This window comes from Nonomuraea sp. NPDC004702 (assembly GCF_053601695.1).
Genome location: NZ_JBSGCE010000035.1, coordinates 87,611 through 107,919, shown reverse-complemented (window position 1 = coordinate 107,919; position 20,309 = coordinate 87,611). Strand labels below are relative to the sequence as shown.

At 71.2% G+C, this 20,309-nt stretch carries 19 protein-coding genes; 10 read left to right on the top strand and 9 right to left on the bottom strand.

The window, feature by feature from the left end:
- Nucleotides 1-60 precede the first annotated feature (60 nt).
- On the top strand, nucleotides 61-2,025 hold the full coding sequence (locus tag ACWEJ6_RS34525) for a thioredoxin domain-containing protein (protein WP_452429210.1): 1,965 nt from the start codon (nucleotides 61-63) through the stop codon (nucleotides 2,023-2,025).
- Here the strand turns inward: ACWEJ6_RS34525 and ACWEJ6_RS34520 are convergent.
- Complete coding sequence (locus tag ACWEJ6_RS34520; protein ID WP_452429208.1) at nucleotides 2,011-4,077, bottom strand: transglycosylase domain-containing protein; 2,067 nt, start codon at nucleotides 4,075-4,077, stop codon at nucleotides 2,011-2,013. The two genes, ACWEJ6_RS34525 and ACWEJ6_RS34520, sit on opposite strands and share 15 nt — an antisense overlap.
- A 217-nt stretch (nucleotides 4,078-4,294) precedes the next feature.
- A complete protein-coding gene (locus tag ACWEJ6_RS34515; protein ID WP_352323250.1) occupies nucleotides 4,295-4,774 on the bottom strand; it encodes an Lrp/AsnC family transcriptional regulator in 480 nt (159 codons plus the stop codon).
- 103 nt (nucleotides 4,775-4,877) lie between these two features.
- Here ACWEJ6_RS34515 and hppD point away from each other — a divergent pair, with 103 nt between their 5' ends.
- From hppD to ACWEJ6_RS34495, 4 genes are all read left to right on the top strand, one after another.
- Nucleotides 4,878-5,987, top strand: coding sequence for a 4-hydroxyphenylpyruvate dioxygenase (hppD, locus tag ACWEJ6_RS34510; protein WP_352323249.1), 1,110 nt, complete (start codon nucleotides 4,878-4,880; stop codon nucleotides 5,985-5,987).
- A 185-nt stretch (nucleotides 5,988-6,172) separates the two neighbouring features.
- Nucleotides 6,173-7,579, top strand: a complete 1,407-nt coding sequence (locus tag ACWEJ6_RS34505; protein WP_452429205.1) for a M1 family metallopeptidase — start codon at nucleotides 6,173-6,175, stop codon at nucleotides 7,577-7,579.
- 73 nt (nucleotides 7,580-7,652) lie between these two features.
- Complete coding sequence (locus ACWEJ6_RS34500; RefSeq protein ID WP_352352982.1) at nucleotides 7,653-8,198, top strand: RNA polymerase sigma factor; 546 nt, start codon at nucleotides 7,653-7,655, stop codon at nucleotides 8,196-8,198.
- Complete coding sequence (locus tag ACWEJ6_RS34495) at nucleotides 8,195-8,842, top strand: hypothetical protein (protein ID WP_452429203.1); 648 nt, start codon at nucleotides 8,195-8,197, stop codon at nucleotides 8,840-8,842. The genes ACWEJ6_RS34500 and ACWEJ6_RS34495 overlap by 4 nt, the downstream gene beginning before the upstream one ends.
- Nucleotides 8,843-8,940: 98 nt before the next feature.
- Here ACWEJ6_RS34495 and ACWEJ6_RS34490 read toward each other — a convergent pair whose 3' ends face one another.
- Both ACWEJ6_RS34490 and ACWEJ6_RS34485 read right to left on the bottom strand, forming a co-directional pair.
- On the bottom strand, nucleotides 8,941-9,918 hold the full coding sequence (locus ACWEJ6_RS34490) for an ROK family protein (protein WP_452429201.1): 978 nt from the start codon (nucleotides 9,916-9,918) through the stop codon (nucleotides 8,941-8,943).
- Nucleotides 9,915-11,096, bottom strand: coding sequence for an FIST signal transduction protein (locus tag ACWEJ6_RS34485; protein WP_352353142.1), 1,182 nt, complete (start codon nucleotides 11,094-11,096; stop codon nucleotides 9,915-9,917). Before ACWEJ6_RS34485 ends, ACWEJ6_RS34490 begins: the two co-directional genes overlap by 4 nt.
- A 172-nt stretch (nucleotides 11,097-11,268) precedes the next feature.
- Between ACWEJ6_RS34485 and ACWEJ6_RS34480 the strand changes: the two genes are divergently transcribed.
- The 3 genes from ACWEJ6_RS34480 (at nucleotide 11,269) to ACWEJ6_RS34470 (ending at nucleotide 15,486) form a co-directional block, all read left to right on the top strand.
- Nucleotides 11,269-12,660, top strand: coding sequence for a sigma 54-interacting transcriptional regulator (locus ACWEJ6_RS34480; RefSeq protein WP_452429199.1), 1,392 nt, complete (start codon nucleotides 11,269-11,271; stop codon nucleotides 12,658-12,660).
- Between the two features lie 62 nt (nucleotides 12,661-12,722).
- Nucleotides 12,723-13,481: a hypothetical protein gene (locus ACWEJ6_RS34475; RefSeq protein ID WP_452429197.1), complete on the top strand. Its 759-nt coding sequence runs from the start codon at nucleotides 12,723-12,725 to the stop codon at nucleotides 13,479-13,481.
- 37 nt (nucleotides 13,482-13,518) lie between these two features.
- On the top strand, nucleotides 13,519-15,486 hold the full coding sequence (locus ACWEJ6_RS34470; RefSeq protein ID WP_452429217.1) for a vWA domain-containing protein: 1,968 nt from the start codon (nucleotides 13,519-13,521) through the stop codon (nucleotides 15,484-15,486).
- 65 nt (nucleotides 15,487-15,551) lie between these two features.
- Here ACWEJ6_RS34470 and ACWEJ6_RS34465 read toward each other — a convergent pair whose 3' ends face one another.
- From ACWEJ6_RS34465 to ACWEJ6_RS34455, 3 genes are all read right to left on the bottom strand, one after another.
- Nucleotides 15,552-15,776 (bottom strand): hypothetical protein, encoded by a 225-nt coding sequence (locus tag ACWEJ6_RS34465; protein ID WP_452429195.1) that lies wholly within the window; start codon nucleotides 15,774-15,776, stop codon nucleotides 15,552-15,554.
- A gap of 167 nt (nucleotides 15,777-15,943) precedes the next feature.
- The gene (locus ACWEJ6_RS34460; protein WP_452429193.1) at nucleotides 15,944-17,176 is read right to left on the bottom strand and encodes a helix-turn-helix domain-containing protein; all 1,233 of its coding nucleotides are present in this window, start codon (nucleotides 17,174-17,176) and stop codon (nucleotides 15,944-15,946) included.
- Nucleotides 17,177-17,469: 293 nt separating this feature from the next.
- Entirely contained in the window at nucleotides 17,470-17,892 is a 423-nt protein-coding gene (locus tag ACWEJ6_RS34455; protein WP_364337729.1) for a DUF6292 family protein, read from the bottom strand.
- A gap of 139 nt (nucleotides 17,893-18,031) precedes the next feature.
- Here ACWEJ6_RS34455 and ACWEJ6_RS34450 point away from each other — a divergent pair, with 139 nt between their 5' ends.
- Together ACWEJ6_RS34450 and ACWEJ6_RS34445 are read left to right on the top strand one after the other, a co-directional pair.
- Complete coding sequence (locus ACWEJ6_RS34450) at nucleotides 18,032-18,157, top strand: hypothetical protein (protein WP_352326121.1); 126 nt, start codon at nucleotides 18,032-18,034, stop codon at nucleotides 18,155-18,157.
- Between the two features lie 10 nt (nucleotides 18,158-18,167).
- A complete protein-coding gene (locus tag ACWEJ6_RS34445) occupies nucleotides 18,168-18,599 on the top strand; it encodes a DUF2269 family protein (protein ID WP_364392534.1) in 432 nt (143 codons plus the stop codon).
- 36 nt (nucleotides 18,600-18,635) lie between these two features.
- Here ACWEJ6_RS34445 and ACWEJ6_RS34440 read toward each other — a convergent pair whose 3' ends face one another.
- Together ACWEJ6_RS34440 and ACWEJ6_RS34435 are read right to left on the bottom strand one after the other, a co-directional pair.
- Nucleotides 18,636-19,775: a cystathionine gamma-synthase gene (locus tag ACWEJ6_RS34440; protein WP_387677017.1), complete on the bottom strand. Its 1,140-nt coding sequence runs from the start codon at nucleotides 19,773-19,775 to the stop codon at nucleotides 18,636-18,638.
- 134 nt (nucleotides 19,776-19,909) lie between these two features.
- Nucleotides 19,910-20,119, bottom strand: coding sequence for a hypothetical protein (locus tag ACWEJ6_RS34435; protein WP_364392530.1), 210 nt, complete (start codon nucleotides 20,117-20,119; stop codon nucleotides 19,910-19,912).
- Nucleotides 20,120-20,309 lie beyond the last annotated feature (190 nt).

Genomic DNA, 20,309 nt, shown 5'->3' with positions numbered 1-20,309 from the left:
GCCGCGGGGGTGGCGGGCCTGCCCCGGGGGCGCGGTTTAGGGTGAGCGAGGGAGGTCCTGATGAACCGGTTGAACGACGCCACGAGCCCATACCTGCTGCAGCACGCGGGCAATCCCGTCGACTGGCACCCGTGGGGCGAGGAGGCGTTCGCCGAGGCCCGGCGCCGGGACGTGCCGCTGCTGATCAGCGTGGGCTACTCGGCGTGCCACTGGTGCCACGTGATGGCCCACGAGAGCTTCGAGGACGCCGACACGGCCGCCCTCATGAACGAGCACTTCGTCAACGTCAAGGTCGACCGCGAGGAGCGGCCCGACGTCGACGCCGTCTACATGACCGCCACCCAGGCCATGACCCAGCAGGGCGGCTGGCCGATGACGGTGTTCGCCACGCCCGACGGCCACCCGTTCTACTGCGGCACGTACTTCCCGCGCCCCCACTTCCGGCGCCTGCTGGCCGAGATCCACCGGGTGTGGACCGGCGACCGGGAGTCGGTGCTGGCGCAGGGCGCCAAGGTGGTCGAGGCGCTCAACCAGAACACCGCGTTCCCGCGCGGCGGCACGCCGGAGGCGGAGACGCTGGAGCGGGCCGTCGCCAACCTGCGCGAGTCGTTCGACCCGGTCGACGGCGGGTTCGGCGGCGCGCCGAAGTTCCCGCCGTCGATGGTCCTGGAGTTCCTGCTGCGCTCCGGCGAGCGCGAGATGAGCGGCCGGACGCTCGAAGCCATGGCCCGCGGCGGCATCTACGACCAGCTCGGCGGCGGTTTCGCGCGGTACAGCGTCGACGCCGGGTGGGTGGTCCCGCACTTCGAGAAGATGCTCTACGACAACGCCCTGCTGCTGCGGGTGTACACCCACTGGTGGAAGGCGGGCGGCGGCGACCTGGCCCGCCGGGTGGCGCTGGAGACGGCCGGCTGGATGCTGCGCGAGCTGCGCACGCCCGAGGGCGGCCTCGCCTCGGCCCTCGACGCCGACAGCGAGGGCGTGGAGGGCAAGTTCTACGTCTGGACGCCCGAGGAGCTGCGCGAGGTCCTGGGGGACGACGACGGCCGCTGGGCCACCGGCCTGTTCGACGTCACCGGCACGTTCGAGCACGGCACGTCGGTGCTCCAGCTCCCGCGCGACCCCGAGGACCCGGTGCGGTACGCCGGCGTGCGCGGCAGGCTGCTGGCGGCCAGGGAGCTGCGGGTGCGGCCGGGCCGCGACGACAAGGTCGTGGCCTCCTGGAACGGCCTGGCCGTCGCGGCGCTCGCGGAGGCCGGCGTGGTGTTCGAGCGTCCCGACCTGGTCGAGGCCGCCACGGCGGCGGCCGAGCTGCTCGCGGACGTGCACACGAGCGGCGGGCGGCTGCTGCGCACCTCCCGCGACGGGCGCGCGGGCGCCAACGCGGGCGTGCTGGAGGACTACGCGAACGTGGCCGAGGGCCTGATCTCCCTCTACGGCGTGACCGGCGCGACGAGATGGCTCCGGCTGGCCGGGACGCTGCTCGACACGGTCCTCGACCGCTTCTCCGATGGCTCCGGCGGCTTCTACGACACCGCTGACGACGCCGAACGGCTGTTCCAGCGTCCACAGGACCCCACCGACAACGCCACGCCCTCCGGCCAGTACGCGGCCGCGGGGGCCCTGCTGTCCTACGGCGCGCTGACCGGCTCGGCCCGGCACCGGGAGGCCGCCGCGGCCGCGCTCGCCACGGTGTCGGTGCTGGCCGACCGGCACGCCAGGTTCGCCGGCTGGGGGCTGGCCGTGGCCCGCGCGGCGCTCGACGGGCCCGTGGAGGTGGCGGTCGTGGGCAGCCCCGCCGACCCTCGTACGGCCGCCCTGCACCGGGAGGCGCTGCTGGCCGACGTGCCGGGCCTGGTGGTCGCGCCCGGCGACGGCGAGGCCGGCGGCGAGCCGTTCCCCGCGCTGCTGGAGGGGCGCGGGCCCGTCGACGGCGCGCCGGCCGCCTACGTGTGCAGGGGGTTCGCCTGCCGGCTGCCGGTCACCACGGTGGAGGAGCTGCGGGCCGAGCTAGCCAGTGCCTGACGGCCGGCCGAGGTTGTCGCGCTGGGTGTCGCGGCTCTCGTCCGGGGGCCCCAGAGGCTGGTCGGAGGGCGCCGTGGGCGCGTCCTGGGGGCGTTCGTCCTGCCGGTCGCGGCCGGTCCTGCCGTTGTCGCCGGAGCCGTCGTCGGTGGGCGCCTCGGTGACCGTCGGGTCGCCGAACGGCTGCTGATCGGTGGGGCCGGAGTCGGGGTTGCCCCACTCGTTCTGGTCGGCGGGCGGCGTCGGCTGCTGGTCGCGGACGTCGCGGCCGCGGTCGGGCGGCGAGTAGGAGGACTCGTAGCCGTACTGGGAGGGCTCGGGGAACTCCTCGACGGGCTCGCCGGCCATGGCCTCGGTCATGAACGCCCGCCAGATCTGCGCCGGGAGCTGGCCGCCGAACTGCGTGCCGTAGCCGGGGATGGTGACGGTCTCGTCGTCGCTGCGGAACATGTTCACGGCGACGGCGAGCTGCGGGACGAACCCGTTGAACCAGACGTTCTTGGAGTCGTCGGTGGTGCCGGTCTTGCCGGCCACCGGACGGTCGTAGAGGCGGGCGGCGGTGCCGGTGCCGTACTTGACGACCTGCTGCATCGCGTAGACGGTGTCGGCGGCGGCCTGCTCCCCCACCACCTTCGTGGCGACGGGCTTGACCGTCTTCTTCTCGCCCTTGCCGTCGGTGACCGACTTCACCACGTGGGCCTCCATGTGCACGCCCTTGTTGGCGAAGGTGGAGAAGCCCGAGGCGTTCTGGACGGCGCTGACCGAGGACACGCCGAGCGGGAAGGTCGCGTACGCCTGCTGCCCCTGCAACTGCTCCTTGGGGATGCCCGCGGCCTCGGCGACCTCCGCGACCTTGTTCAGGCCGACCTTCTGGCCGAGGTCGACGAAGGCCGTGTTGACGGAGTTCTGGGTGGCGCTGACCAGGTTGATCTGGCCGTAGGAGCGGCCGCTGTCGTTGGGGATGGGCTTGTCGGCCGAGGCCACGCGCAGCGGCGAGTTGCCGTTGACCCTGGTGGACAGGTCGAAGCCGTTGTCGAGCGCGGCGGCCAGCGTGTACGGCTTGAACGTCGACCCCGCCATCCGCTTGGCCGAGAACGCGTTGTCGTAGTCGCCGACCTGGTCGTGGCGGCCGCCGTAGAAGGCGACGACCTCGCCGGTGGCCGGATCGACGGCGGCCAGCCCGGTGCGCACCTTCTTCGGCGTCGAGGCCGGGAGCACGTCCTTGACCGCCTGCTCGGCCGCCGTCATGAGCTTCTTGTCGAACGTCGTGACGATCTTCAGGCCGCCGCTGTTAATGGTCTCGTCGGAGTAGCCGCGCCGGTTGAGCTCGGCGGTGACCTGGTCGAGCATGTACTGGCCCTGGCCCTTGAGCTCGAACGGCTTCTTGGGCGCCTTGAGCACCGGGAAACGCTCGGCGGCGGCCTGCTGGCGCGACAGCGCGCCCGTCTGGCCCATGGCGTTGATCACGGCCTGCCAGCGGGAGCGGGCCGCGTCGAGGTCGGCGCCCTCGGGGTCGGCGAACCGGCTGGGCTGCTGGATGACCGCCGCCAGGTACGCGCCCTCGGCGACGGTGAGCTTGTCGACGTCCTTGCCGAAGTAGGCGCGCGCGGCCGACTGGACGCCGTTGGCGCCGCGGCCGAAGTAGATCGTGTTGAGGTACTGCTCCAGGACCCAGTCCTTCGACTTGGACTGGTCGACCTTCATCGCGATGAGGATCTCTTTGAACTTGCGGGTGACCGAGCGCTCCTGGCTGAGGCCGCTGTAGTAGTTGCGCACGAGCTGCTGGGTGATCGTGGAGCCGCCCTGGAGCTGCTGCCCGGTGACGGTGGACCACACGGCCCGCGCGGTGCCCTTGAGCGAGACGCCGCCGTCGTTGTAGAACGAGCGGTTCTCGGCGGCGATGACCGCGTCGCGCACGTGCTTGGGCACCTTGGCCAGCTCGACGTTCCGGCGGTCGACGCCCTGCCGGGCGAGCACGGTCTTGCCGTCGCGGTAATAGATCACCGAGCCTTCGGCGGTGGCCGATTTCTGCGTGCTGTCGGGAATGGGAGTCATCGCCCACGCAATGGCGAAAAGACCGGCAAGCACGGCGATTCCGGCGCCGAAAGAGATCAACACTATTCGGAGTACGCGCCGTTTCCGCATGCCTTTTCCACCACCGCCCCGCATCCGAGACCCCCCTCTGAGACACCCTCGCCCAACCCCCGCAAGCTGGGCGAATGTCAAGGGTAAACGATCGATAACGGTGCCTCGTCCCTAAGCGATGGTACGTCTAGCGCCCGCCGCGGCGCGGAACATCGGCGACCAAAGGCAGCACTCGGTAAGGAACCGGGGTGTCGAGTGCGATGATCGAAGAAGTCCTGAGCACCCCCTGAACATCCACGATTTGGTCGATGACCCTTTGCAGATCGGCATTCGTCCGCGCGACCACCCGGCACAGCAGGTCCGCGCCGCCGGTGATGGTGTGCACCTCCAGCACCTCGGGGATGTGGGCCAGCCGGTGGGCGACCGGGTCGTGCCCGGAGACCTGCCTGATCTCCATGGTGACGAACGCCGTCACGTCGTAGCCGAGCGCCACGGGCGACACGTCGGGCCCGAACCCGGTGATCACGCCCCTGGCCACCAGCCGGTCGAGCCTGGCCTGGACGGTCCCGCGGGCGACGCCGAGGCGGCGTGAGCACTCCAGCACGCCCAGCCGGGGCTCGGCGGTCAGCAGCGAGATCAGCCGGGCGTCCAGTTCGTCGATCGTCATGCTGTACAAGTTCTCCGACTCTGACCCGAGATGGGTGGACAGATTGTGCACTCGTTCAAGTAACTGTTGCACAACTCGTCCAGCTAAATCGAGAGTTAGGGGTATGACTGATGTCTTTCCGGTTAACGGCATGGACGCCGTGGTGTTCGCCGTGGGCAACGCCCGGCAGGCCGCCCACTACTACTCGACCGCTTTCGGCATGCGACTGGTGGCCTACCGCGGGCCGGAGAACGGCAGCCGCGACGAAGTCGCCTACGTCCTGACCTCGGGCAGCGCCACCTTCGAGTTCAGGGCCTCGATCCGGCCCGGCACGGACATGGCCAGGCACGTCGCCGAGCACGGTGACGGCGTGATCGACCTGGCCATCCAGGTGCCCGACGTGGAGGCCGGGTACGCCTACGCGGTCGCCCACGGGGCCACCGGCCTGGTGGAGCCGTACACGCTGGAGGACGAGCACGGCAAGGTGGTGCTCGCGGCCATCGCCACCTACGGCGAGACCCGGCACACGCTCGTGGACAGGTCCAACTACGGCGGCGCGTACCTGCCCGGTTACGTGCCGGCCGAGCCGCTCGTCGCGCCGCCCGCGACGAAGACCGGACGCCTGTTCCAGGCGGTCGACCACTGCGTCGGCAACGTCGAGCTCGGCAAGATGGACGAGTGGGTGGAGTTCTACCGCAAGGTGATGGGCTTCACGAACATGGCCGAGTTCGTCGGCGACGACATCGCGACCGAGTACTCGGCGCTGATGTCCAAGGTCGTGGCCGACGGCACCCGGAAGGTCAAGTTCCCGCTGAACGAGCCGGCGATCAGCCGCAAGAAGTCGCAGATCGACGAGTACCTGGAGTTCTACGGCGGGCCGGGCGTGCAGCACATCGCCCTGGCCACCAACGACATCCTCACCACCGTCGACCACATGCGCGCGGCGGGCGTGCAGTTCCTCGACACGCCGGACTCCTACTACGACGACCCCGAGCTGCGCGAGCGCATCGGGCAGGTCAGGGCGCCGATCGAGGAGCTGAAGAAGCGCAAGATCCTGGTCGACCGCGACGAGGACGGCTACCTGCTGCAGATCTTCACGCAGCCGGTCCAGGACCGTCCCACGGTCTTCTTCGAGCTGATCGAGCGGCACGGGTCGCTCGGCTTCGGCAAGGGCAACTTCAAGGCCCTGTTCGAGGCGATCGAGCGCGAGCAGGAACGCAGGGGCAACCTTTAGTTTGTCCCGACTTAGTGGGGGTGATCTGGATTTTATGGGACCACCACCACATTCTGGGCTGATGAGGCGCCGGCGGCGGGGAGCCGCCGGCGCCTCCGGCTCTTCCCCCTCCACGGTGACGAGTCGTCGGGACCGCGTGACCCAGCGTAAGATTCCGGTCACGGGCTGAAGGGGGCTGGTTCACCTTGCGGATCAGGAGACGCGGCGCGGCCGTGCTGGTGGCGCTGATCAGCGTGCTCGCGTGCGCGCCCACCGACGAGCCGCCGCCCCGCTCGGCCGCCGGCCGCCACACGGGCGCCCCGGGCATCGGCGACCCCGACTTCCCGCAGGACGGCAACGGCGGCTACGACGTCGCCCACTACTCGCTGACCGTCGACTACACCCCGGCGACCAAGCGGCTCACCGGCCTGACGAAGATCCGCGCCAAGGCCACCCAGGACCTGTCGAGCTTCAACCTCGACCTCACCGGCCTCGACGTCGCCAAGGTCAGCGTCGACGGCTCGCCCGCGCGTTTCTCCCGCAAGGACGGCGAGCTGACCGTGACCCCGGCCGCGCGGCTCGACGCCGGCTCGCCGTTCACCGCCGAGATCTCCTACTCCGGCAGCCCCACGCCCGCCAAGGACACCGCCAACCTGGGCACGTACGGGTTCATCCCCACCGCCGACGGCGCGTTCGTGGCCTCCGAGCCCAACGGCTCCAAGACCTGGTTCCCCAGCAACGACCACCCGGCCGACAAGGCCACGTTCGACTTCACCGTCACCGTGCCCGCCGGCCTGACCGTCGTGGCCAACGGCGAGCAGAGCGCGTCACCGTCCACCGCGGGCGGCCGCACCACCTACCGGTGGAGCGAGCAGCACCCGATGGCCACCTACCTCGCCACGGCCACGATCGGCAAGTTCGAGGTGCGTCAGGGCCGTTCGCCGGGCGGCATCCCGACGTACGCGGCCGTCGATCCGAAGTTCAAGACCGGCCTCGACCGCGTCTACAACGTCTCGGGCGAGATCACCGACTACTGGAGCACGGTCTTCGGCGCCTACCCGTTCTCCTCGACCGGCGCCATCGTCGACGACTACTCGGCCGGCTACGCCCTGGAGAACCAGACCAAGCCCCTCTACGGCGGCTTCGACCCCGACGAGGGCATCATCGCCCACGAGCTGGCCCACCAGTGGTTCGGCGACAGCCTGACCATCAAGCGGTGGAAGGACCTGTGGCTCAACGAGGGCTTCGCGACGTACGCCGAGTGGCTGTGGTCGGAGCACCGGGGCAAGAAGACCGCCGACACCATCTTCAAGGACTTCTACAACCGCGGCGCCAAAGACCCGATGTGGTCCTACCCGCCGGGCCGGGCCAAGCCCGGTGACCTGTTCAACGAGTCGGTCTACACCCGCGGCGGCATGGCGCTGCACGCCCTGCGCAAAGCGGTCGGCGACCCGACGTTCTTCAAGCTGCTCAAGACCTGGACCGCTGAACACCGCTACGGCAACGTCACCACGCGGCAGTTCGTCGACCTGTCCGAGCGGCTGTCCGGCAAGGACCTCGACCCGCTCTTCGACGCGTGGCTCTTCCAGCCGCGCCGCCCCACCCTCGCCTGACCTGCGCCGAAACGCTTTCCTTCGCCCGGTCCAAGTACAGGTGTAAGGGCGAACGACGAAGGGAGCGAGGCCAGTGCGCCTCAACGAGGACCCGGCGGCCTTCGAGGCCTTCTACCGCCGCCATGTCGACGTCGTCATGAGGTTCGTGGTCCGGCGGGTGAGCGATCCCCACCTGGCCGCCGACCTGACGGCCGACGTCTTCCTGGCGGCCCTCGACTCGGCCCACACCTACGTGCCGGGCCGGGGCAGCCAGACCGCGTGGTTGTACGGCGTGGCCCGCAACGTGGTCTCGGCCCAGCTCCGCAGGTCGGCCAGGGAAGCGCGGGCGGCCGGCCGGATCGCGGGGCGGCGGCTGATGGACGACGACGACCTCGTCCGGATGGAGGAGCGGATCGACGCCGAGCGCGGGATGCGCGGCGCCCTGGAGGCCATGGCGGGCCTGCCGGAGGGCGAACGCGCGGTGCTGGAGCTCGTGGCGATCGACCAGCTCACCGTCTCCGAGGCGGCCGCCGCCCTCGGCATCAGGCAGGTGACCGCGCGGGTCCGCCTGCACCGGGCCAGACGCGCCCTGGAGAACGTCGCTTCGCCGTCGGCCGTGTACGTGGAGGGACAGGCATGAACACTTTCGAGGAGCGGTTGCTCGGCGCGCTCAAGGCGGAGATGGCGGCCGGGACGCGGCCCGTCACGGCTCCGGTCGTCCGGCGGCCCCGGCGCAGGGTCGTGGGGCTCGCCGCCGCGGCTGCGGGGGTCGCCGTGGTCGCCGCGGTGACGGCCACCGGCCTGTTCGGCGCGGGGCCCGCGTACGCGGTGACCGGGACGGCCGACGGCGGGATCGCGGTGGAGATCAACGCCTTCCGGGACCCCGGCGGGCTGGCGGCCGAGCTGGCGGCGGCGGGGGTCGAGGCGGTGGTGGACTACCTGCCGTACGGCCAGACCTGCAAGGAGCCGCGGGGGCGTCAGGGGGGCGGCGAGGGGCGCTTCGAGGCGAGCATCGGCAGGAGCGGCGACGGGATCTCCTTCCGGATCGCGAAGGGCCAGGTCCCGGCGGGGCGGACCTTGGTGCTGGCGGTCACCCTGGACAGGAGCGGGCCCGAGGCTCCTCCGGTGTCCACCTCGCTGCAGGTCGTCCAGGGGGCGGTGGCCCGGTGCGAACCGGTCGCGATGCCCGTCCCGCCGCCGGGCGACCGGAACGACGACGGTTCCGGCACCCGTACGGACACGGGCGGCGACGAGGGCTTCAGCGAGCACACCAGGCAGGGCTGACCTCCGGCGAGGGCGGCCCGGACAGGAACCCGGGCGGGTCGCGGCCTGCGCACCCTCGGCTCGCGCCCGCCCGGCGCCCATCCCGCGAGTCGCGGGGGTCAGTCGCGGGTGGAGGGCCAGTAGGCGTCGCCGGCCAGGAGGAGGGCGGCGGCGCCTACCAGGCCGGCCTCCTGTCCGAGGGCGGCGGGCACGACCTTGAGGCGGCGGGCGAAACCCATGCGGGCGTGGTCCCGCAGCGCCTCCTCCAGGGGGCCGAACAGCGGTTCGCCGGCCTGCGACAGCCCGCCGCCGATCGTGACCAGGTCCAGGTCGCACAGGTGGGTGGCGGAGGCGATCGCGATCCCGAGCGCCCGTCCGGCCCGCCGCATCGCCAGCACCGCCAGGGGGTCGCCGGCGAGCGCGTCGGCCGCCAGCGCCCGCCCGGTGACCGCCCGATCCTCCAGGTACGCCTCAGGACCCTCGGACGCCTCCACGGGCTCGGAGACGGCGGCGGGGGTCCAGCCCTGGGTGAGGGCCCAGGTGGTGAGGGCGGGGCCGCGGGCGATCGCTTCCAGGCAGCCGTGGCCGCCGCAGCCGCAGCGGGGGCCGCCGTCCGGTTCGACCACGACGTGACCGATGTGGCCGGCGTTGCCCGTGCCGCCGTTGACCAGGCGTCCGCCCAGGATCAGGCCGCCGCCGACGCCGGTGGAGACCACCATGCCCAGCATGTCGGCGCTGCCCTGGCCGGCGCCCTGCCAGTGTTCGGCGACGGCCAGGCAGATGGCGTCGTTGTGGAGGCGTACCGGTAAGCCGGGGAACCGGCCGGCCAGCCGGGCGCGCAGCGGGAAGCCGCGCCAGCCGGGGATGTTGAGCGGCGAGACCTCGCCGTCGGGCCAGGTCATCGGCCCGCCGCAGCCCACGCCGACCCCTTCGGCGCGCGCCGACAGGGGGTCGATGAGGGTCGTGAGGGTGTGCCACAGCGTCTCGGCGTCGGCGTTCTGGGGGGTGGCGGCGCGCCGGGACGTGATCACGGCGCCGTCGGGGGCCACCAGCCCGGCGGCCATCTTGGTGCCGCCGACGTCGATCGCCAGGATCACGACAGCTCCGGCTCCGCGGCGCTGGAGAAGACCAGCACGGACGCCGTGAGCCCGTGCACGTGGTTGTGCCCGCCGACCGGCCCGACCTCGCCCGCGGCGAAGAAGCCCGCGACGCCGATCGGTCCCAGCGTGTCGCGCAGGGCGACCGGGTCGTGGTCGGCGGTGCCGAACATCGCCGAGCCCCGGCCGTTGCACGAGAACAGCAATGCGCCGTCGACCTTGCCGAGCTCCTCGCGGTGGGCGTCGAGCAGGTCGTACAGGTCCTCGTCGGCGGTGGCCGCGTCCCTGACCTGGAAGCGCACGGTACGGCCGATCTCCACGATGTCCCCGATGGCCACGGCCTCGCGTTCGGGGTCGATGCCGATGACGCCCCGGATGAGGAAGTCGCCGCGTTCGTGACGTTCGGCGTACTCGTCCATGGCCACGCCGATCTGCAGGCCCGCGGCGACCAGTTCGCGGTCGTCCTCGTCCAGCTCGCTGACGATGTCCTCCAGCCGGGCCAGCGCGGGCTGACCGGCCAGTTCGAGCAGCAGGTTCTCCTCCGAGGCCGTGACCACCATGCTGGGGCCGATCGGGCGGCAGCCCTGGCTGACCACCGTACTGATCTTGATAGGCCCGCTGAGCAGGACGCCGATCGCGCCCTCGGTGTAGATCTTGCCGTCCGCGAACAGCCGTACGGACCCTCTGCCCTGCAGCCCGTTGGCCAGGCCGCCGATCAGCGGCAGGTCGCCGAGCACGTCGACCGAACGCTCCACGAACGCGTCGGTCGGGAAGGTGTACGGGTCGGCCAGCAGGATCGCCACGTGGTCGTCGCCTGTGCGCTCGGGCAGCCCGACGACCACGAACCGGTCCTCGGCCGCCAGCGTCTCCAGGGCGAACGTGGTGAGCCTGGCCCCCTCCAGGGTGGCCGCCCACGCGCTCACCGCGGGCGTCAGCTCGACCCCCTGCCCGTCGCCGATCACACCGGTGGCGCTGCATCCGATCACGTGCGCCTCGGGCGCCAGCTTCATCGCGGCCTGGCCTGCTCTCGCGACGTCCTCGGGGTCCTCGCCGCAGATGAAGAAGCAGACCAGGTCGGCTTGGCCGCTGAGCCTCGACAGTGCCTGACCGACGGCGCTCTCCGCGGCCTCCACCAGGTCGGAACCCACGGCGAGGCCGTCGGCGAAGCGGCTTGTCATCAAGGCCACGCGTCTCGCCTCCCTCGACATGTGCATGTTCCCTAGGGCCGATTCTCCCCACTAAAGGGACAAGCACGCGTACGAACCGTCACGCAATAGGTCAAGATCCGAAATCTCCGCCAGATGCGAAACTCTCTGCCGCATTTCTCGCGGGGGACGTAGTCTCGATCCCGTGCATCAGCCACGTATTCTCCGCGAGTTGCGGGAGAGCGGCCACGTTCATCGCAGCGTCAAGGCCGAGGTCCGGGAAAACCTGCTGGCCAGGCTGCGGGCCGGCGAGCCCCGGTTCCCCGGCATAGTGGGCTTCGACGACTCCGTCCTGCCACACCTGGAGCGGGCGCTGCTCGCCGGGCACGACCTGGTCCTGCTCGGTGAGCGAGGGCAGGGCAAGACGCGGCTCATCCGCACGATCACCGGCCTGCTCGACGAGTGGACCCCGGTGGTCGAGGGCTGCGAGATCAACGACCATCCGTACGCACCCGCCTGCACGCGCTGCAAGACCCTGGCGCGCGAGCTGGGCGACGAGCTGCCGGTGGCGTGGAAGCACCGCGACGAGCGTTACGGCGAGAAGCTCGCCACTCCCGACACCTCCGTCGGCGACCTCATCGGCGACGTCGACCCCATCAAGATCGCAGAGGGGCGCACCCTCGGCGACCCCGAGACCGTCCACTACGGCCTGGTCCCCCGCACCAACCGCGGCGTGTTCTCCGTCAACGAGCTGCCCGACCTGGCCGAGCGCATCCAGGTCTCGCTGCTCAACGTGCTGGAGGAACGTGACATCCAGGTGCGCGGCTACAACCTGCGCCTGCCCCTCGACATCCTGCTCATCGCCAGCGCCAACCCCGAGGACTACACCAACAGGGGCCGCATCATCACGCCGCTGAAGGACCGCTTCGGCGCCGAGATCCGCACCCACTACCCGCTCACGGTCGAGGACGAGATCACCCTCATCCGCCAGGAGTCGGTGCCCGACATCGGGGCCGACGTGCCGGAGCACCTGATCGAGGTGATCGCCAGGTTCACCCGGCTGGTCCGCGAGTCCACGGCCGTCGACGCCCGTTCCGGCGTGTCGGCGCGCTTCTCGATCGCCGCCGCCGAGACCGCCGCGGCCTCCGCCGTGCGCAGGTCCGCGATCAAGGGCGAGGACCAGGCCGTCACGCGCGTCTGCGACCTGGCCTGCGTCGTCCACAGCCTGCGCGGCAAGGTGGAGTTCGAGGTCAGCGAGGAGGGCAGGGAGACCGAGATCCTGGCCCACCTGCTGCGCCGGGCCACGGCCGAGACGTTCAGGAACAGGCTGGGCGGCGTGGACCTGGCCCCGGTGACCGACAAGTTCGCCGAGGGCAACCAGGTGGAGTCCGGCGACATGGTGGCCGCGGCCGAACTGCTGCACCGGATCGGTCCGGTCAGCGGCCTGGCCAAGATCATGTCGAGGCTCGGCATGGGCGCCGGCGAGGAGTCCCCCGGGCACGCCGCGGCGGCCCTGGAGTTCGCGCTGGAAGGTCTCTACCTGATGCGGCGGCTGTCAAAGGAAGACCTCGACGGGGTCACGATCTACAGGACGTGAACAATCGGGCGGTTTCCCGCGTCGTAGTGTTTGGTTGATCACGACTCCGGGGGGAACCGCCCATGCGCCTGCTCATCCATGCCACCGCCGTCGGCCTCGTCCTGGGCGGCCTCGCGCTTCCCGCGCACGCGGCCCCCGCCAAGGCAGCCGCCAAGACCGCCTACGGCTACGCCTGGGCCGACGGCAAGGGCAGCCTGCGGATCGTGCCCATGAAGCCCGCCAAGGTGCGGCGCGGCGGCAACGTGCTCTACAAGCTGACCGCGATCCCGGGGGCCGAAGAGCTCAAGCTCGACTACACCCGCGCCGCCTACAGCCGGGTGACGACGGCCTGCGACCTGAAGGAGACCGAGGGCCGGGTCGCGCTGGACCGCGACGGCCTGGGCCGGACGTCGTGCAAGCCCGCCCAGCTCACCGTCGGGCTCCGGGAGGGCGCGGTCCCGCTGCGGGTCGAGTACGAGGGCGGCAAGGCCGTGAAGGCCCAGGAGTTCCTGCTGAACGCCTGGCCGGAGCCGGTCACCGCGCGCGGCTCGGTCAAGCGCGTCGACGACGCGACGGTCCTGTTCAGCACCGGCGGCAAGCAGCTCAAGCTGGGCTACACGTACCTGACGTCCTTCTACCGGGCCACCGCCCGCTGCGGCGACCGCTGGGTGTCCGGGAAGCCGGCCGGCGTCGACAAGCGCGGGCTCGGCACGCTGCCCTGCGAGTCGGCCGATCTGACCAAGGCGCTCAAGGGGGCCGGGCGCGCGGTGCAGGTGCAGGTGAGTTATACGCCCGACGCGAACAGCGCGGTCGAGGTGTGGGAAGTGGCCAGGCGTCCGTAGACGGGCGGGGGCGGGTTGGGGTTAGCGTGGAAGCGTGATGGCCTTCCGCTACGGCGAATACCACGACGGCCCCGACCCCCTGGCCCCTCCTTACGACGTACGCGCGGCCCTCGACGAGATGGGCGACGCGATCCTGTCCGGTTCGACGCCGGTCCACGCGCTGCGCGACCTGCTCAAGCGCGGGCTGCCCGGCAGCCAGGACCGGCGGGGGCTCGACGACATGCTCAAGGAGGTCCGCAGGCGGCGCAGGGACCTGCGCGAGCGCGGGCGGCTCGACGGCACCCTCGAACGCGCGCGGGCATTGCTGGACAAGGCGATCGGGCAGGAGCGGGCCGAGCTGTTCCCCGACCCGTCCGACGACGCGCGGCTGCGGGAGGCCGGGCTCGACGGGCTGCCGGAGGACACCGCGAGCGCCATCCAGGAGCTGAGCACGTACGAGTGGCGTTCGGCGGCGGCCCGCCAGACGTTCGAGGAGCTGCGCGACCTGCTGCGGCGCGAGGTGCTCGACAGCCAGTTCAGAGGGCTCCGCGACGCGCTGGCCAACCCCGACCCCGAGGCCATGGCCCGCGTCCGGCAGATGATGTCCGATCTGAACGACATGCTGGACAGGGACACCCGGGGCGAGCACACCCAAGAAGACTTTGACGCCTTTATGGCGAAATATGGCGATTTGTTCCCAGAAACGCCCCGAAACCTTGAGGAGCTCGTCGACATCCTGGCCCGGCGGGCCGCCGCCACCCAGCGCATGCTGGCCTCGATGACCCCGCGCCAGCGCGAGGAGCTGTCCAACCTCATCAATCAGACCCTCGACCAGGCCGGCCTGTCCGACCAGATGCGCCGCCTCGGCGAGGCCCTGCACGCCCGCCGTCCCGACCTGGCCTGGAACGCCCCCGAGCGCCTGACCGGCGAGGAGCCCCTGGCCATGGGCGACGCCGTCACCGCCCTGGAGGAGCTGGCCGACCTCACCCAGCTGGAGACCGCCCTGCGCCAGGACTACCCGGGCGCGCGGCTCGACGACATCGACGAGGCCGCCGTACGCCGCGCGCTGGGCCGGGCGGCGGTCGACGACCTGGAGGCGCTCAAGCGCATCGAACGCGAGCTGGAGGAGCAGGGCTACCTGCTGCGCCGCCGCGGCAAGCTGGAGCTGACCCCGAAGGCGGTCCGGCGGCTCGGCGAGACCGCGCTGCGGCGCGTGTTCTCCTCCCTCGACGCGGGCCGGCGCGGCGACCACGACCAGCACGACGCGGGCTCGGCCGGCGAGCTCACCGGCTCCACCCGGCCGTGGCGCTTCGGCGACGAGCAGCCGATCGACGTCGTCCGTACGCTGGTCAACGGCGTGCGCAGCGGCGGCGTGGCGACCGTCCCGCAGGACGGACGGGCCCGGGTGCGGCTGTCCGTCGACGACTTCGAGGTCTCCGAGACCGAACGCCGCAGCGCGGCGGCGGTGTGCCTGCTGGTCGACCTGTCGTACTCGATGGCCCTGCGCGGCACGTGGGCCGCGGCCAAGCAGACGGCGCTGGCTCTCCAGGCGCTGGTGGCCTCCAAGTTCCCGCAGGACGCCGTGCAGATCATCGGCTTCTCCAACTACGCCAGGGTCCTGCAGCCCGACGAGCTGGCCGGCCTCGACTGGGACATGGTCCAGGGCACCAACCTCCATCACGCCCTCCTGATCGCCGGCCGCCACCTCGACCGCCACCCCGACTTCGAGCCGGTGGTGCTGGTGGTCACCGACGGCGAGCCGACCGCCCACCTCATGCGCAACGGCAGGTCCGCCTTCGAGTGGCCGCCGTCGCACGAGACGCTGGAGCTGACGCTGGCCGAGGTGGACAAGATGACGCGACGGCGGGCGACGATCAACGTCTTCATGCTGGCGGCCGACGACCGGCTGAAGGAGTTCGTGGACGAGGTGGCCCGCAGGAACGGCGGCCGGGTGTTCTCACCGAGCGCCGACCGGCTCGGCGAATACGTCGTCAGCGACTTCCTCCGCCTCCGCCGCTCCCGCTGACCGGAAAGGGCGCCTTCGGTCAGCGGCTTTCCCGGCGTCCGGCGCGACCGGCCAGCGCCGGACGCTCACTCGGCCGTACGGCTGAACGCTCGGTGACGGTGGGCGGCCGTCGTCTCGATCCTGGTCTCCTCGGCCAGATGCTCGGCCAGCTCGTCCAGCGTCGCTCCACAGCGGACGTTGGACAGCACGCTTCCGCGGGGAACCGGGCTCCTGCGGACGGCCACCCAGCCTCCGGTCACGTCATGGATGTGCCAGCCAGGGTTGCCGGCCCGCAGCAGCTGCGCGCTCACAGCCACGGTCCCGCCACCGCTGAACGGGCCGTGGCCCAGGCGGACAGCCGCACCGGCACGCGGCCCTGAGACATCGGACGGGCGGTTCAGTACGTCGTCATGTCGCGGCACGTGACCGAAACTACGGACGTCGCCGGAAGGAAAGTCGCACGCCGTGTGCGACTTCTCTAGAGGGTCGTCCGCCGGATGCGCCGCGCCAGCGACCGCAGGGGCTCCGGAACGCGCGTATGCGCCCGCAGCAGCCCGGTGACCGTTTCTCGGACCATCGGGTGGTACGCAGTGTGCTGCGGGGACAGCCGCTCCGCGCGCCTGAGCGAGTCGAGGGCACGATCCGGCCTGCCGGCCATGAGCTGGAGCCGGGCGAGATCGATGTAGTGGTGCGAAGACCTCTCCGGTGGGAGGGATCGGGGCGGCGTGAAGCCCTCGTTCCGCCGCAGCGCCTCGTCGGGGTCCTCCAGCTCGATGGCGGCCGCTATCTCGTGGATGCGCACGTTGCCGGGCCCGAAGGCGAGGCCGTGGTGGTTGGTGTCGCGGCCGATGCGCGAGGCGTACTCACGCGCCGCCCCCAGGTGTTCCCACGCGTCCGTCCCTCGTGGGCGCAGCCGGGCGGACAGGATGGCGGACCTCAGGTGCATCGAGCCCAGGACGGCCAGCCCCGGTTCGCTGTCCGAGACCAGGTGGTCGAACTCCTGGTGGGCGCGTTCGAGGAAGGTGAGTCCCGCCCGGTAGGCCGCCGAGCCGAAGAACACCTGGGCCCGCTCCTCGGCGACGTAGGCGAGCAGTTCCGGCTTGCCGGTCGCGCGCGCGGCCTGCGCCGCACGATCCACGGCGACGGAGACGAGATCGACGTATCCCAGACGATAGGCGACCGACTTGGCCGCCACGAAGGCGTACATCATCATCTCGGCCACGGTCCGGCGCTTCGCGCCCTCACTGCCGTGCAGGACGGCGGCCAGCTCCTCGATCAGGCCCGGTAGCACCCGGCCGAGTTCGGCGTAGTCGATCCTGTCGAGCAGGACGCCGACCCTGCGAACGTCATCGGCCATCGCGTCGAGCGCTCTGGGCTCCACCGTAAGCTCAGGCGGGACGTCCCAGTGGTTGAGTGCGATACGGACGGCGGGAATGCCGGCGTGCGCCCGGTCGGCCGGTGCGGTGGAGCCCCGGTAGGGCTGTCCGGTGAGTTCGGTGACGCCGATGTGCAATGCCCTGGCCACGGCCGCGATGAACCAGGGGGTCGCGGGCTTGCTCCCTCGCTCGACCTGGGAGACCAGGCTCTTGGAGCAGGGGACGAGCAGGGCCAGGCCGTCCTGTGTCAACCCGGCCAGCTTCCTGGCTTCGGCGATCCGGGGGCCGATACCGCCGTCGTCCAGGATCAGGATGTTCGTACCGGCGGAGCTCATGGGAGTCCCCTTCCCGAGGCCGGCTGCTGCCTTCTCTGGCCAGGGTAAGAGGCGGTCGATCGGGAGAGAGCCGGTTCGGCAGGACGATGCCGGAAGCCGGGAGGGCCGCCCTGTGCGGGTGCGGCACTCGTGCCCGGCGGGGGTCCGGGGTCGGGAGACCCCCGGACAGGGGGTTCGGGGGAGCTGGGCTCCCCCGATGAAGCGGAGCCCGGAGCTCTTCGGCGCGCAGCGCCCCTGGAGCGGAGGCCCTTGCCTTTGGGGCTTTGGGGCTTTGGGGCTTGTCCGAGGGTTTGTCAGGCTTCGATCAGGCGGGCGTAGAAGTCGAGGGCCACGTCGAACCCGTCGCGGCAGTTGCGGTGCGACCGGTAACAGGGCCGCCAGGCCGAGCTGGCCCCCACGCCGGCCCGCGCGTCCACCAGAGCCGACGGCACGCGTTCCGGCCGGGGCAGCAGCCCGTGGCCCAGGTAGCGGACGCCGGTCAGCTCGGTGTGCGCGCCCGCCCCGCCGGAGACGAAGCGGCCGAGCCGCCAGCCGCTCTCCTCGTCCCACACCAGCGCGTGGCCGTCGGTCAGCTTGACCGTTGCGTGCCGCGGATCGCACGGGCCTTCCCACCAGTCGGCCACCTCGGCTCCGAGCAGGTCGACGACGCGCTCCACATAGCCCGCCGGCTGCTGCAGCCACTCGTCGGTGTACGGCTCGACATGCCTGATGGCCACGGACGGCACCCCCTTGTGCCCTGAAGGTAAGAAAAAAGCAACGGTGACCAACCATACCCGTGGCGAACTTATTCCGTTGCACGTCCGTCTAGTCATTACGGACGATATTTACGTCGGACACGGGGAAGGAGGAGAGCCCATGATTGCCACGATCTTGCTGATCACCCTGATGGCCGTAGCGGTGGCCGCCACGGAGCTCATCATGCGTTGCTCCTCGCAGGTTAAAGAGAGTGTCGAGCCGCCGACCGAGATCGTCGGGGACTAGTCTCAGGCGCATGTCCCTGCTTCTCTGGCTGCACATCGGCTTCGCCATCTTCACGATCGGCCCGCTGACCGCCGCGACGATGGCGGCTCCGCGGGCCATCCGCACGAACAACGTGCCCGTCCTGCGGAACATCCAGCGCACCACGAGGATCTACAGCCTGGCCAGCCTGGGTGTGCTGGTGTTCGGCGTGGCCCTGGGCGTCGTCGTCGGGAACGGCGTGCTCGGCCTGTGGTACATGACGGCGTCGATGACGCTGTTCATCGTGGCGATCGTGTTGCTGGTCATCATTGACCGCGACCTGCGCACCGCCCTCCGCGCGCTCGAAAGCGAGAACGCGGAGGACGACGCGAAGGTGCAGACCGGACGGGTCGCGGCGATCAGCGGCCTGCTGGCCGTGATCTGGCTGGTGATCCTCTTCCTGATGGTCGTCCCGACGCCTTGACGGTGGTCCCGACGCCGTGATGGTGGTCCAGGCGTCCTAGCCGAGGGCCTGGGTGAGGTCGGCGAGCAGGTCGTCGACCGTCTCGATGCCGACCGACAGGCGCACCAGGTCGCTCGGCACCTCCAGGGGCGAGCCCGCCGCGGAGGCGTGCGTCATGCGGCCCGGGTGCTCGATGAGCGACTCGACGCCGCCCAGCGACTCGCCGAGCGTGAACAGCTTGGCCCGGTTGCACACCTCCACGGCCTCGGCCTCGCCGCCCGCCACGCGGAAGGACACCATGCCGCCGAAGCGCCGCATCTGCTTGGCGGCGACCTCGTGGCCGGAGTGCTCGGCCAGGCCCGGGTAGAGCACCTGGGTTACGCGCGGGTGCGCGAGCAGCAGGTCGACGACGCGCTCGGCGTTGTCGCAGTGGCGGTCCATGCGCACGCCGAGGGTCTTGAGCCCGCGCAGCGTCAGCCAGGCGTCGAACGGGCCGGCCACCGCGCCCATCGCGTTCTGGTGGTAGGTCAGCTCGTCGCCGAGGCCCTTGTCCCGCGCGATCAGCGCGCCGCCGACCACGTCGGAGTGGCCGCCGACGTACTTGGTGGTGGAGTGGACGACCACGTCGGCCCCGAGCGCCAGGGGCTGCTGCAGGTACGGCGAGGCGAAGGTGTTGTCCACGACCAGCAGCGCGCCGTTCTCGTGGGCCAGCTGCGCCAGGGCGGCGATGTCGGCGATGCCGAGCAGCGGGTTGGTGGGCGTCTCGACCCACACGATCTTCGTCTTCTGCGTCATGGCCGACGCCACCGCGTCGAGGTCGTGCAGCGGGACGGGGTCGTAGTGCAGGCCCCAGCGCTCGTGCACCTTGGAGAACAGCCGGTACGTGCCCCCGTACGCGTCGTTGGGGATGATCACGTGATCCTGCGGCCGGCACACCGTGCGCAGTAGGGTGTCCTCGGCGGCCAGGCCCGAGGCGAACGCCAGCCCGCGCGCGCCGCCCTCCACGGCGGCCAGCGCCTCTTCCAGCGCCGTCCGCGTGGGGTTGGCCGAGCGGCTGTACTCATATCCCGAACGCAGGCCGCCCACGCCGTCCTGCTTGTAGGTGGACGTGGCGTAGATCGGCGGCACGACCGCGCCGGTCAGCGGGTCGGGCTCCTGACCTGCGTGGATCGCCAGGGTCTCAAAACCGTTGGTCATAGGCCCCACGTTAACGGAAAGCGGCCCGCGATCCGTTCCCCAGCGGATCGCGGGCCGGTGGCGGGGCCCCGTCCCCCGACGGCGCCCGCCCGGACCCGCGCGGCCATGCCCGCGCGGGCCACGTTCTCGAAGGCTCAGGCCGCCCGGGGCTCGCGGGCCGTCGCGGCCGTCGCGGCCGGCACGGCCGGGGCGCTGAGCCGGACGACCTCCACGTCGATGTGGCGGCCGCTGGCGCCCTCCGCCTCCTCACCGTTGATGCGCGAGAGCAGCACGGGGTCGGCCAGCGCGAGCAGCGCCGTGACGACCAGTCCCAACCCCAGCAGAACGAACCCGATGACAACCATGTCCTGTCCCCCTTCCGACGTGTTCCAGCATCGCCGAGGGGCCGTCGCCGCCGCCTCCGCTGAAGGGCTGGTCCGGCGGCGACCGGGTCGGCCGATCGGTTGATACGAGTTGTCCGACTTCCGGCCTACTCTCGTGACGTGGGGGATTCGAAAGGCATCGTGTACTGGGTCCGGCGGCTGAGCGAGATCG